This is a genomic window from Chromatiaceae bacterium, assembly GCA_016714645.1.
Taxonomy (GTDB): domain Bacteria; phylum Pseudomonadota; class Gammaproteobacteria; order Chromatiales; family Chromatiaceae; genus M0108.
The window spans coordinates 297771-310545 of record JADKCI010000005.1 but is presented as its reverse complement, the minus strand read 5'-3'; the positions used below and the strand labels follow the sequence as shown (position 1 = coordinate 310545).

General features: G+C 64.8%; 11 protein-coding genes. 2 read left to right on the top strand and 9 right to left on the bottom strand.

Annotated elements, in window-relative coordinates:
* The first annotated feature begins 52 nt into the window (after positions 1-52).
* Positions 53-2035, top strand: a complete 1983-nt coding sequence (locus tag IPN92_18030) for a protease inhibitor I42 family protein (GenBank protein ID MBK8640085.1) — start codon at positions 53-55, stop codon at positions 2033-2035.
* Positions 2036-2102: 67 nt separating this feature from the next.
* Here IPN92_18030 and IPN92_18025 read toward each other — a convergent pair whose 3' ends face one another.
* The 4 genes from IPN92_18025 to IPN92_18010 all read right to left on the bottom strand — a co-directional run bounded on the left by IPN92_18025 (position 2103) and on the right by IPN92_18010 (position 7031).
* The gene (locus IPN92_18025) at positions 2103-3566 is read right to left on the bottom strand and encodes a DUF2867 domain-containing protein (protein ID MBK8640084.1); all 1464 of its coding nucleotides are present in this window, start codon (positions 3564-3566) and stop codon (positions 2103-2105) included.
* A gap of 5 nt (positions 3567-3571) precedes the next feature.
* A complete protein-coding gene (locus IPN92_18020; GenBank protein MBK8640083.1) occupies positions 3572-5095 on the bottom strand; it encodes an ATP-binding protein in 1524 nt (507 codons plus the stop codon).
* A gap of 71 nt (positions 5096-5166) precedes the next feature.
* Positions 5167-6615 (bottom strand): tryptophanase, encoded by a 1449-nt coding sequence (locus IPN92_18015; GenBank protein MBK8640082.1) that lies wholly within the window; start codon positions 6613-6615, stop codon positions 5167-5169.
* Between the two features lie 167 nt (positions 6616-6782).
* Entirely contained in the window at positions 6783-7031 is a 249-nt protein-coding gene (locus IPN92_18010; GenBank protein MBK8640081.1) for a hypothetical protein, read from the bottom strand.
* Between the two features lie 266 nt (positions 7032-7297).
* Here IPN92_18010 and IPN92_18005 point away from each other — a divergent pair, with 266 nt between their 5' ends.
* Complete coding sequence (locus IPN92_18005) at positions 7298-8356, top strand: AI-2E family transporter (protein ID MBK8640080.1); 1059 nt, start codon at positions 7298-7300, stop codon at positions 8354-8356.
* Between the two features lie 113 nt (positions 8357-8469).
* Here the strand turns inward: IPN92_18005 and IPN92_18000 are convergent, their stop codons facing one another.
* The 5 genes from IPN92_18000 to IPN92_17980 form a co-directional block, all read right to left on the bottom strand.
* Entirely contained in the window at positions 8470-9162 is a 693-nt protein-coding gene (locus IPN92_18000; GenBank protein MBK8640079.1) for a TVP38/TMEM64 family protein, read from the bottom strand.
* A 68-nt stretch (positions 9163-9230) separates the two neighbouring features.
* Positions 9231-9608, bottom strand: coding sequence for an SHOCT domain-containing protein (locus tag IPN92_17995; protein MBK8640078.1), 378 nt, complete (start codon positions 9606-9608; stop codon positions 9231-9233).
* Between the two features lie 99 nt (positions 9609-9707).
* Positions 9708-10769, bottom strand: coding sequence for an alpha/beta hydrolase (locus IPN92_17990; protein MBK8640077.1), 1062 nt, complete (start codon positions 10767-10769; stop codon positions 9708-9710).
* Between the two features lie 71 nt (positions 10770-10840).
* Positions 10841-11434 carry a DUF3611 family protein gene (locus IPN92_17985; protein MBK8640076.1) on the bottom strand — a complete coding sequence of 198 codons (594 nt, stop codon included), beginning with the start codon at positions 11432-11434 and terminating at the stop codon, positions 10841-10843.
* 203 nt (positions 11435-11637) lie between these two features.
* Positions 11638-12756, bottom strand: a complete 1119-nt coding sequence (locus IPN92_17980) for a phospholipase A (GenBank protein MBK8640075.1) — start codon at positions 12754-12756, stop codon at positions 11638-11640.
* Between the last annotated feature and the right edge of the window lie 19 nt (positions 12757-12775).

Here is a 12775-nt window from a genome sequence, read left to right as displayed (position 1 = left end):
ACCCCTGCTCGGTGCTTCCTCTTTCGCGGGGGTTGCCCTGGCCGCACCCCTGGTGCAATGGGACGTGGAGATCGAGGCGCCGCCCGCCGTAACCGATCTTGCCGGCGGGGCAAGGGGCGATAAATCCAGCGCCCTGGCGGAACTCGCGACAGCCCTGCAACCCCTGAGCGTTAAGTCGAGCCTCGCCGATGGCCAGCTCCGGCTGGCGGGTCAACAAAGCCTTGATCAATTGCGTACCACCCTTTTTGACGAAGAATCGGGACAGATCAATTTTCTAGGGGGGCCGGTCGCCTTGACCCTGACCCTGCCGGCGAACAATCAGCCGATCACCCTGGAGTTGGAAGCGCGGGTCACCACCGGCTACCGTTGGGAAGTGCTGGCCTCCGAGCAGGGCCGCTACCGGCAACAGGAAGCGGACCACGTCGAGATGCGCTATGCCGGACCTGGCGCGCCGGCCATTCAGAAGATTGAACTCCAACCCCAAGGCCGGGGGGACAATGTCGTCCAGTTGGTGTATCGCCGCCCCTTCGAGCCGGAGGCCCCCATCCGTCTGCGCATGAATCTGCGCGCCACTACTCCGCTGGCGGGCGGCGTGATCGAGTTGACCGATCCCACGCCCATTGACTCCGGGGCAAGCAGTCAGCCCGGCGCTGGCGTCATGGCCCAGCCCGACCTGGCGCTGCCCGCCCTGGCCCTACCCACCGCCTACGATGCGCGTACGCAAGGCCTCATCCCGCCCGTGCGCAACCAGGGTAGCTGCGGCTCCTGCTGGGCCTTCGGTACCGTGGGGGTGATGGAAACCGCGATCAAGCAGGGGGGCGGTCCCCTGACCGACCTTTCCGAGCAATTCCTGGTGTCCTGTAACAAGGAAGGGTGGGACTGTGATGGCGGCTGGTTTGCCAGCAAATATCATTACACCACCCTCGGCTACAATCAGACGACGGCCGGCGCCACCCTGGAAGCGGCCAAACCCTACACGGCCACCAATGGGACCTGTACCACGAATTTATCCCACCCCTACCAGGCCTCCCAGTGGCAGTTCGTGGGTTATCAATCTTCAATACCCGCCAATGACCTGATTAAAACCGCCATCATGACCTACGGGGCCGTCGCCGCCGCCGTCTGCGCGGACAGTGGCTGGTCTCGTTATACGGGTGGCGTCTATAGCCCAGCGTCCAATGGCTGTGGCAACTCCGTTAATCACGCCATCCTCCTGGTGGGTTGGAATGACGCCGACCAAAGCTGGATTTTGCGCAATAGCTGGGGCACGAATTGGGGCGAGACCGCTGGTGGTACCGAGCGGGGTTACATGCGCATTAAGTACGATCCCACCGGCGCTAACTCCAAGGTCGGCTATGGGGCCAATTGGATTCAGTTTGTGGCTGGCGGAACTATCCCCGCGATACCGGCCACACCCAATGCCAGTGATGGCACCTATAGCGACCGGGTTGGCATCACCTGGACCGCCGTGAGTGGCGCGACCAAATACGAGGTCTATCGCGCGACCAGCGCCAGTGGCACCAAGACCTTGCTGGGCTCGCCCACCGCCGCCAGTTATGACGACCGGGGCGCGGTGGCGGGCACGATCTACTACTATTGGCTCAAGGCCTGTAACAGCGCGGGCTGTAGCGGCTTCTCCAGTTACAACACCGGCTATCGCGCCTCGTCCGCCCGCCCGGATCTGATCGTCACTACAGTGACCGGCCCCACGACCGGCACCCGCGGCAAAACGATCACGGTGAAATGGCAGGTCAAGAATCAGGGCACGGCCAAAGCGGGCGCCCATTATTCCCGGCTCTATTTCTCCACGGATACCGCGATCAGTACCACCGACATCGCCTCCGCCACCTGCTATCACAGTGCGGGCATCCCGGTCGGGACCACGCAAACCTGCTCGGTATCGGTCACGATTCCGACCAGCCTAACGCCGCGCGCCTACTATCTGGGGGTTATCGCCGACTACACAGGCCTGATTACGGAAGCCAACGAGACGAATAACGCCAGGGCCGCCGCGACTAGCATCATGATCAAATAGGCGTTGCCACCAGGGGGCGGACCGGGTTGGTTGCAGATGTCGCAACTTGGTCCGCCCTTTGTTTTGTCTAAATTTTGCCAAGCTGCCGCGCCTCGGCCCGACGACAGATCTCCCGGGTTAGCCCCGAGAAGATGACTTGATGGAAGGGCTCCATGGAGAGCCAATACATAAGCCCCCAGACTCCGGCCGGGTGCCAGTAGGCGGTAGCGGTGAGGCGGGTGTGCCCACCCGCTAGTGGCTCCAGATCGAATTCCAGTACCCCGGCCCCCGGCGCCCGCATACCAAAGACCAGGGTCAGGCGCCGCTCGGGTTCCATCCCGATCACCTCCCAGGTATCGATGCGGTCGCCGACTCGCACCTCCGTCGGATGGCGCCGACCCCTGGCCAAGCCACGTCCGCCGACCAGCCAGTCCAGGGTCTCGCGGACAGTCCAGAGGGAATTCAGGTAGTAATAGCGATTGTCCCCGCCGATGGCGGCGACGATGGCCCAGACCGCCGTCGCGGGGGCCTTGGCGATGGCGCTGCCTCCGGCGCGCTTGGCGTAATAGGCGTAGTCGATACGGCCCTGGCGCATGTTGAAGGCTCCCTCGGTCCAGCGGGCCAGGACCTGTGCGTTGCGTTCGGCCGCGAAGGCGGCGGCGACGGATGCCCGGAAGCTGAGCAGGCGCTGGGGGACCAGCCGGCGTAACTCCCGCGGGTGGGCGGTAAAGTCGTGCTTGAGGCCTTCGATCAGGGCCCGGGCGACGTTGGTGGGCACGGCGGTGACGAAGCGCAGCCAATAGGCGGAAAGCCTGGGGCTCAGGACGGGTACCGGGATGATCCAGGGCGGGCGTCGGCCCGCCGCCTCGGCCAGAATGCGCATCATCTGGGCGTAGGTCAGGATCTCCGGCCCGGCCGCATCCAGGATGGCATCGGCCGTCTCGGGTAAGCCCGGGGCCAGGGTCAGATATTCCAGCAGGTTATCGAGAGCGATGGGCGGAGACTTGGCCGTGACCCAGCGGGGGGTGATCATGACAGGCAGGTGATAGACCAGGTCGCGCATCACCTCAAAGGCGGCGGACCCCGGGCCGACGACGATACCGGCGCGGATCTCGGTCACCGGCACCGAGCCCCGGCGCAGCATCTCCCCGGTATCGCGGCGCGAGACGATGTGCTCGGTCGCGGCGTCCTTCGGAACCAGCCCGCCCAGATAGCAGATGCGCTCCACCCCGGCCGCCGCGGCGGCGGCGGCGAAGTTGGCCGCCGCCTCCAGGTCCAGGCGTCCAAACTCCTTCCCGGCCCCCATGGAGTGGACCAGGTAATAGGCAATACTCACCCCGGCGAGGGCTGCGGGCAGGCTGGCCGGGTCGAGGGCGTCCGCGCCGATAATCTCCACGCCCGGCCAGTTCCTGGCCGCCAGGGAGCGGGGGTTGCGGGACGATACCCGCACCGCCGCCACGCCCGCCGCGCGCAGGTAAGGGACCAGGTAGGTACCGATGTAGCCGCTGGCGCCGAAGACCAGGCGCAACCGGGGGTCTTGGGCGAGGGGCATGGGGGCTAGGTGGGATTCGCGGTCGGGGGTGGGGCAGCCGTGCTGGATGGGGCCGCCACCAGGCAGGGGGGCTTCAGGGCCAGGATATAGCTCAGAATGGCCTTGGCGGAGGGCTGGTAAAGCTGGATCTGGCTGGGGTCCAGGGTGATGCCGTTCAGGAACTGGAGTTCGAGGACATCGTGCCCCTGACGGCCGCTCTCGGGGAAGATGCCCGAGTAGAAGTAGCCCAACGCCTCGGCGGCTGCGGTGAGAGCGGGGGCGCTGGGGTCCTCCAGGTCGATGGACAGGAGGATACAGGCGATACCCTGCTCGAGGAGGAAGGCGGTAAAGGCGGCCAGTTTGTAGTGGACGGCCTCGCCGCCAGCGGCCTCGATGAGGGCCCGGTTCCAGGTCAGATCGCGGTGATACTCCAGAAAGTCAGCCCCACCCAATCGTGGGAGGGCGGAGGGATCGGCCTCCGTCACATTAAGGCCCAGCCAGTCGTAGCTATGGCGGATCATCTCCCGGTGGCGGCTTGGGGGGTAAAGGGTCCGGGGGCCCCGCGGCACCAGCTGGTGATAGTTGAAGGTGGTGGTGATGCGGTCGCCGGGCCGGGCGCCCTCGACGAAGACGGCGGGGCTGGAGGCGAGGCGCAGCCCGACGGTGATCCGGCCCAGGGCCTCGCTGGCCTTCTGGGTGGCGACGTGATGGGTGACCGACAGGGAGTAGATGGCGCGGACACCGCTCTGGGCGGCGTCGGCGTGCAACTGGTCCGAGAGTTGGCGGAAGACCCCACCCTTGCGCGCCTCGGGCAGGACGAAGGCGGCACCCATCTCGCCCAAAGGGTCATCCGGGCGGTGGCGCATCATGGCGTAGTGGCCGATGACGGTGCCGGCCTCGTCGATAGCGATCCAGGACAGGAGTTGGCCGGTGCGGCTTTGTTCCAGGACTCTCTCCGGGTAGTAGATGACATCCTTGTAGCCATAGCCATAGAGGTCCCAGGCGGCGCTGGCGAGGGCCAGGGCCTCCTCGGTGGTCTGGAGGCGACGGTAGCGGATCTCACCCTGGATCCGGACCTGATGCCGGTCGGGACGCAGGATGTCATGGCCCTGGCCCGGCGGCAGGGGCGCCGGCAGCCGCTTGATCAGCTCGAATTCCTGCCCCTCCTTCTCGAGGTAGCGCCACTTGACGCTATCCATGGTCCTTTCGATCAGGAAGGTGCCCAGGCCCCGCGGGGTCTCCTCCAGGGATCGGGGCGCCTGGTAATGGGGCAGCCGGGCGAAGTCGAAGGGCCGGCCGGCGGCCCGCGCCACCAGGCGGATGGCCGCGTCCTGGAATTCGATTCGGAGACGGACCGGGGTGTCCACCCCCTCCGGAATGGCGTGCTTGAAGAAGTTAATCAGGCCCTCTTCCAGGGCCAGTTCAACCTCCCGGCGGATTGGGTCGGATACCCCCAGGCTGCCGCACAGGTTGGCGAACAGCGCCTGGACGGCGCCGAGACTGGCGTCATGGCGGGGCAGTTCGATGTCGATGCGGTAGTCTTGGGTCATGGACGGATGCCGCCCTCAAGGGGTGGGCGCCCCACGGCGATCCCCAGGAATCGCGGGGGGCTGACCCTGGATCAGAGGCTGTCGCCGAAGTCCTGGCGGAATTTGGCGACCAGTTCCTGCTGCCAATTGGAAACCGGCGTCAAACGGCCGAAGAAGAAGCGCAGGATCTCGGGCTCCTCGGTGAACACTAGCCCGCCGATGAGGCGGCGGTTGTCCCAGAGCCACTGGATGCGGTCGATGGCGTACTTCACCTGGGAGAGGGTGAAGACACGCCGGGGCAGGGCGAGGCGCAACAACTCCATGTTGGCGAAGACCTCGGTACCGTCGGGTTCGCGCTGCTCGGACAGGGTGCCGCGCTCCATGCCCCGGATACCACTGGCGATATAAAGGGCCGAAGCCAGGGCGCCGGCGGGATATTCGGACTGGGGGATGTGATCGAGGAACTTGAGGGCATTGATATGGCAGCCGAGCCCGCCCGCCGGGGTGATGACGGGGATACCGCGCCGCTCCAGCTCCTCCACCATATAGGCGATAAAGAGGGGCCCCTGGTTGATCATGTCCTCGTCCATGGTCTCCTCGAGACCGACGGTAAGGGCCTCGATCTCACGCACCGACATGCCACCGTAGGTGAGGAAGCCCTCGTAAAGCGGCACCAGGCCACGCATCCGCCGATACAGTTCCTCGGAACGCATGCACATGCCGCCGCCGCGCACGCAGCCCAGCTTGCGAGCGGAGAAGTAGATGACATCGGAGAGGTCCGCGAAGCGACGGGTGATCTCGCGGATGCTCATATCTTTGCAGGCGGCCTCGCGCTCCTTGATGAAGTAGAGGTTATCGGCCAGCAGGCTGGCATCCAGTACCAGCAGGAGGTCATGCTCGTCGCACACCTGGCGGACATCGGCGAGATTCTGGAGGGAGAAGGGCTGACCGCCGATCAGGTTGGTGCCGGCCTCCATGCGCACGAAGGCGATCTGGGGGGCGCCATGGTTGGCGATAACGGCCCGCAGCTTGGCGATGTCCATGTTGCCCTTGAAGGGATGGACGCTGACGACCTCCAGCCCTTCCTCGGCGACCAGTTCCTCGATGCTGCCGCCGTTGAGGGTGATGTGGGCCTTGGTGGTGGTAAAGTGATAATTCATCGGCACCACGGTACCCGGCGACACCAGGACCTGGGCGAGGATGTTCTCGCAGGCACGGCCCTGGTGGGTGGGCAGGATGTAGTGCATCCCGAAGAGTTCCCGCAGCTTGCTCTCCAGGCGCGTGTAGGTGGCGCTGCCGGCGTAGCTGTCGTCGGCGATCATCATGGCGGCCAATTGCTGGTCACTCATGGCATTCACACCGCTATCGGTGAGCATATCCATGAAGACCTCGACGTTCTGCAACAGGAAGGTGTTGTTGCCCGCCTCGTTCATGGCGTCCAGGCGACGTTCCACCGGTGGCAGGTGGAGTTTCTGGACGATGCGCACCTTGTGCATTTCCAGGGGAATCGCTTCACCGCCGTAAAATTTGACTGTCGTCATGCTCGCTTAGGCTCCGGGTCTCGCTGGTGGGTCTGGTGCGCGGACTGTTCCCGCACGTTGGCGCGGGCCAGGCCCGCAAGATTGAGGGTGGCCATTCTACGCCCTCGCGCCTGAATTTCACGGCCCCTGACGGGGCTGCTCCCTACCGCTGTCATGGGAGGGAAGGTTCAGTCGATGTTGCCCTTGCGATGCTGATCGTAGAGAAAGCCCCCCAGGGCGCCCGCACCAGCGCCAATGAGGGCACCCTGACCCGCGTTACCGCTGAGGGAGCCGATAGCGGCGCCGCTGACAGCGCCAAAGGCGGCGCCACTGCCGGCACGGCTGGTGGTGGTCGTCCCGCAGCCGGCGAGGATGAGGGGAGCGGCCGCCAGCAACAGCAGGCTGGCCCTGCGCAGGGTCCGAAATGGGGTGGTCATGATGCATGCTCCGATGGGTGGGGATGGTCATTGTGCAGGCTGGCGAGGCGTGGATTCAAGATTATTGGCACGGCCGGACCGTCACGCCGCTCAATCCTGTGCGGATGATAAGCAAGCCCCGCCATTTCCGCCACTTGTGGGACCGCCACTTCCGCTAGCGGTTCCTCTTTGCCTTGCGGCGGACCACCATCCTGGCTAGGATTGTGATCATGTCCGACAGGCCCGGGCTTCGGTTCGATGGCCATCACTCAAATATGGAGTAGAAAATGGGAAATGCCTTTGCGGGCTTCGGTGCCCCCGCCCGGGGCCTCGTGGTCGCGGCGGCCATCGCCATTCTCGTTGCCGCCACCCGGTTGGCCGCCCCCATCCTCGCGCCCATGCTGCTGGCGATCTTCATCGCCATCATCCTCACGCCGCTGTTGCGCTGGATGGGCCGCTACCGCGTGCCCAAGTGGATCTCACTGCCCCTCATTCTCTTCCTGCTCATGGACCTGGGCAGCATTCTGCTGCTCATGACTACCGGTGCCCTGGAAGGGCTGCGTGACAACCTGCCCGGTTATCAGGAGCGATTCCTGCTCCTGGGTTCCCAAATGGGCGCATGGCTGGAGGAGATGGGTATCGAGGGCTCCAGCGCGGCCTTGCCCGATATCTTTGATCCCGCCGAGGCCATGCGGGGGGTGCGCTTCCTGCTGTCCAACGTCGGCAACCTGGCCGCCACCGGCGTGCTGGTGTTGATGGCGGTGATATTCCTCCTGATGGAGACGGCGACCCTGCCGGAGAAGCTGAAGATGGCGTTTGACATAACGCCTGGGGGCGAGGCCCGTCTGCGGGGGCTGTTGTCCTCCATCAACCGTTACATGATCATCAAGTCCCTGACCAGCCTGACGACCGCGATCCTTGTCGGTCTCTGGCTCTGGCTGCTGGGCCTGGATTTTATCGTGGTCTGGGTGGTGCTGGCCTTCCTCCTCAATTTCGTGCCCTTCGTCGGGTCCGTCTTGATGGCCATTCCGACCCTGCTCTTCGCCTTGGTTAACCACGACATCGGGACCGTCCTTTGGGTCGCCATCGCCTATCTGGCCGTCAATATCCTCATCGGGAATATCCTCGAACCGCGCATCATGGGCCGGGGCCTGGGGATTTCGACCTTCGTCGTTTTCGTATCCCTGCTCTTTTGGGGCTGGGTACTGGGCACCATCGGCGTTTTTCTCTCCGTGCCCCTGACCATGGCCCTCATGACCGCTCTGGAGGCCAGTCCCCAGACCCGGCCCATCGCCATTCTCATGGGGCCACCCGTTCAGGCGACCGCGGAGGCGGCGGCAGCCTAGCAGCCGGTCGGAAATTACTCAGCCGCCGCGGGTGGACTCGGGCCGGATGGGCGGCACCCTTGATCCCAAAACCCTGTTCTCCGCGGCTTGCGCGCCTACGGCTGCCGCCGCCTTTACATCAAGGCCTGGTCATTCGGGGTGAGGCGAGCGCGCATCCATGTCAGGACCTTCCTGGCCAGGAGGGGAAAGATGCCCAGCAGGACCAGGGAGCCGAGGAGCCCGGGGGACAGGATATCGCCCAACTCATCCACCTCGGCAAGTTGGGTGCCGGCATTCACATAGATGAGGATGCCCACCAACATGCCGGCTTGGGTGACCCCAAAAAAGGTCGGAGTCCGCATGGGCGAGAGCCCCATCACCAGATTGATCATAAAAAAGGGGATGACGGGTACCAGCCGCAGCGAGAAGAGATAAAAGGCCCCGTCCTTGGCGATGCCGGCATTGACGGCGGCGAGGCGCTCGCCGAAATGGCGCTGGACGCTGTCGTGCAAGACGAAGCGCGAGAGCCAAAAGGCCAGGGTGGCCCCTAGGGCGGCGGCGAAGGAGGCGATGGGGACGCCCTTCCAGAAGCCGAACAGGGCGCCGCCGACCACCGTCATCAGGGCGGCGATGGGCAGAAAGAGAGTCATAAGGATGTAGGCCACCATGTAGCCGCCGATGACCAGCCAGGGATGTTCTTCATACCAGGCGGCAAAGGCGTCGTGGCTGGCCTGGAAGGCGTCCAGGGTGAGGTGTTGGTCCAGACCCAGGGCCAGAAAGGCCCAGATCAGGAGGGCGAGGGGCAGCAAGAGGGCGAGGCGTTTCATGAGGGGCGCCCGGGATCTCGGTTGCGAGGCGTGCCCGCCCCAGGGCTGACCCCTGGGGCGGGGGAAGATCAATTCAGGGCCTTGGCCTTCAATTTGGCGTATTCCGCCTCGTTGATGGTGCCGGCATCCAGCAGGGCCTTGGCATCGGCGATTTGTTCCGCCGGGGACTTGCCGGCGACCTGACGGATGTAGGCGTCGGCGTCGGACTTGGCCTGGGTGTAAACCGCGCGCTCGCGCTCGGCCATGCCGCCGCCCCGGGTGAGCAGGTAGAGGATGACCGTCAGGACCGGAATGAACAGTAGGCCTATGATCCAGATGGCCTTATAGCCGCCGCCGATCTCGGGATCCCGGAAGAGGTCGACGACCACGTGGAAGAGGACGATGAGGTAGGCCACGAACAGGATGGTCGAGGCGATGAGTTGGAGAATATCCCAGAATTGGGTCACGATAATTTTCCTTATTGAGTAGGCGGGTGTCCGACATGGACGCCCTGGGTTTCGAAGAGATGTCTTGCCCCGGGTTCCCGGCCGGCAGGGTCGGGGCCGTTATTTCGCGGTTGGCTCCGGTGCTTGCCACTGCCGCAGGGTGGTCAGAATGGGGGCAATGGCGGGCGGTTCCGGGTTACCCGCGAACAGTCGGCGAATCATGCCACGGTGGGAGGCATTGACCACCAAGGGTTCGAGGGCCGCTAGCCGGGCGGATTCCAGGCTCACCAGACCATCCCCCAGCCCCTCCCCGAGTTGGGCATCCAGGTCTGCCAGTTCCCTGGCCAATTCACCCAGGCCCGTGGCGACCGCCGCCGCCTTCAAATCCGCCAGTCGCTCGCCGGGGGGGCCGATCAGCCGGGCAGCGATGATAAACAGCGGCACCGTCGCTGGCCAGGGGCGGTCATTGAGCACCTTGAGGAAGTCGCTGCCCGGGAGCAAATCGATCTTGGCCTCGCCGAGGCCGTCCCTCAGCCCGGCCAGCGGGTCGAGGGGGCCTGGGCGCTGGTTGGCGAGGTGATCGCGCAATTCCAGCCAGATGCGCAGCCTGGCCCACTCCGAACCCTGATTCGGGGTGCCTACCAGGATGACCCCACCCACGGGGGCGCCGTCCACCAGGGGAATCGTCGCGACCGGGTGCCGCCAACGGGAGACGAATTCCCGCGCCACCAGCCCACCCATGCTGTGGCCAATGAGAACCAGCGGCTGGTCCGCGGGCAATTCCGGCCAGTGTTGCGCCAGGTAGGCGGTGCTGCGGTCGATGCCCTGGTCGTTGGGATAGCGGAACTCCCATACCGCGAAACCCGCCTGCGTCAAGGCGGGCGCCAGGTCATCCCAGATATCGCCGGGCTCATCCAGGCCATGAATTAAGAGGACGGGCGGGGCCTGGGGCGGGGCCTGGGGGTCACGCCGATAGAGGCCGTGCCAGCCGTCATCTGGCGCCATGGCGGTGGGAAACCAGGCATGGAGTTGTTGGCTGATGAGGCCGCGCAGGTGGCGGTCGGCGCGGGGATTATCCCCGGACCACCAGGTCCAGCCCAGTATCAGGGCGGCCAGGGCGACCAAGGTGATGGCCAGCCAGCGCGGCCAGCGCCGGGGGCGTCCTTGCGTACGGGCTGGCATGGCCGGCTACGAATGAGCAAGGCTTTCAGGCATGCCCCGGTAATCGGGGCAAACCTTGCGGCTCTTGGGACCTAGGCTGGCTTGGCCACCGCATAGGCGCGGCTGGTCCGGAAGAGGAGCCAGAGGCCCATAATGGTCACCAGCACCTCGGCGGCCATGGTCATCACCAGGGCCATGAGGCTTGCCATGTCGATGGCGGAGACAAAGGTTGCCCCGTTCACCTGGACAGTGGGAACGCCTCCTTGGGGGGCGGTCAGGAAGTAGAAAAAGATTTGGCCCACCTCGAAGAGCATCACCAGGATGGAGAAGAGGATGCCCAGGCCGCTGGCCATCAGACCGGTCCAGACCTTGCCAGCCACTTCCTCGCCGGTGGGACGGGCGACGGGGTCGGCAATCCGCTTGCCCAGGCCCCGGTAACGATGGAACCAGTAGGTGGTGAAGAAGAGGAGAAGGATGTTGCCCAGGGCCAGCCACTCGACGATGGGTACCCCGGCGCGGGTGCCGGACAGGCTGCCGGCGTAGAAGAGGACAAAGGCCATGACCACTACCGGGAAGGTGCCCAGCACCAGTTGCGCCCAGAAACCGGTGCGGCCCGTGCGCTCGAAAGTAACCGCCAGGCTATCGACCTTGGCGTATTGGGGATCGTCCAGGGTGTTCTTGAACATAAGCTTCCTCGGCCGCCAGAGGCGGGCTATGGGTCAGGGTAACTTGGGTCGCCTGGGCTGATCCAGATCCAGCCGATATGAGGTCCAAGCCAGGTTTAGGGAAAGATGACGTGCCAGAAGGCGGGATATTAGTCCTCGACACGGCCGTGGGCAAGGGGCGGCATGGGCTCTTGGCCGGTCCGGGAAGTTTAAGGGGCTAGGGTTCAAAACCGCTGGATGGGTTGATCGAGCAGGTCATTCAGGGAAACGCCGATGCCGATGGCGTTCTGGCTCCAGTTGTAGTCGATCATGCTGTCGCCATAGCCGGTGAAGGCCTGGACATAGCCGCGCAGGGGCCCTAACAGCGGCGGCGTGGTCCAGGCAATCTGGGCCGCCCCCTTGCCGGTGCTGGGATTGCCCCGGCCCATGAGGGTGAAGCTGTGACCGTGCCACTTGTAGATGCCGGTGATATCGCCGTAGCCCAGGTAATCCTCGATATCCGGGTTGTCGTCCTCGGCTTCTTCCTCTCCGATGCGATACCAGGGCCGCACCAGCAGGACGAAGTTATCGGTCTCAACGCCAAAGGTGGCGATAACGCGGTTCCAGCTCCGGGACAAGGCATCCGTGCGGCCGTTGGATTGGTGATTCAGGCCGAGGTTGAAGAGGCGCCAATGGAAACCGCCGCCCAGGGCCAGATCGGGGTTGTAGGTGAGCATCGCCTCGGGCTCGTAGTTGGTTTCCCGGAAGGGGCTCGACATGGCCTTGTTATAAACCTGCCACTGGTTTTGCTGGGTGTAGGCCGCCCAGACACCGAAGCGACGATCATCGGTGGCCCAAAGCCGGAACTTGAAGCTGAGCTGGAAGCGGGCCTCGACCTGATCAAAGTTCACATACCCCGGGGGGAAAAGCGGTGTGAAGGGGTGCTCATTGGGATTATCGGAGTAGCGGGCGACCAGGAGATAGTTGGGGCGATAGAGGTTGATGCCGTAGCGGGCGGAATCCGGGCTCAGCGCCCAGGCCGTGCCGAGCAGGGAGGTGGCGGGCGGACTTGTCGGAGCTACCGCCGCTCCTGGCGCGGACTCGGCATGGGTCACGGTGGGGGTTGCCGTCCCAGGCCCCTTCGCGGGCGCCGTCATGGGTTGGCTATTGGCGCTACCGCTGGGGTTCGCGGCCGCTACCGGGACCGTCCTGGCGGCGCGGTCATAACAGGCCAGGCGCCCCTGGTCGTTGAGAATATCCGCGCAGGCGGCGAAATCGCCAGCCTGGGCCCCGGACAGGGTGGCGACGCTCGCCAGGATGGCCAGCAGGATGCCTGGCCAGGATATAAAGCGGTGTTCTTTCATCTGGTTATTGCATATCCGT

Bases quoted from the DNA above. Each gene is read 5' to 3' on its own strand.
- IPN92_18010 (MBK8640081.1), bottom strand. From the start codon at position 7,031: ATGACCACCCCATTTCGGACCCTGCGCAGGGCCAGCCTGCTGTTGCTG.
- IPN92_18020 (MBK8640083.1), bottom strand. From the start codon at position 5,095: ATGACCCAAGACTACCGCATCGACATCGAACTGCCCCGCCATGACGCC.
- IPN92_17990 (MBK8640077.1), bottom strand. From the start codon at position 10,769: ATGCCAGCCCGTACGCAAGGACGCCCCCGGCGCTGGCCGCGCTGGCTG.
- IPN92_18000 (MBK8640079.1), bottom strand. From the start codon at position 9,162: ATGAAACGCCTCGCCCTCTTGCTGCCCCTCGCCCTCCTGATCTGGGCC.
- IPN92_18025 (MBK8640084.1), bottom strand. From the start codon at position 3,566: ATGCCCCTCGCCCAAGACCCCCGGTTGCGCCTGGTCTTCGGCGCCAGC.
- IPN92_17985 (MBK8640076.1), bottom strand. From the start codon at position 11,434: ATGTTCAAGAACACCCTGGACGATCCCCAATACGCCAAGGTCGATAGC.
- IPN92_18015 (MBK8640082.1), bottom strand. From the start codon at position 6,615: ATGACGACAGTCAAATTTTACGGCGGTGAAGCGATTCCCCTGGAAATG.
- IPN92_18005 (MBK8640080.1), top strand. From the start codon at position 7,298: ATGGGAAATGCCTTTGCGGGCTTCGGTGCCCCCGCCCGGGGCCTCGTG.
- IPN92_17980 (MBK8640075.1), bottom strand. From the start codon at position 12,756: ATGAAAGAACACCGCTTTATATCCTGGCCAGGCATCCTGCTGGCCATC.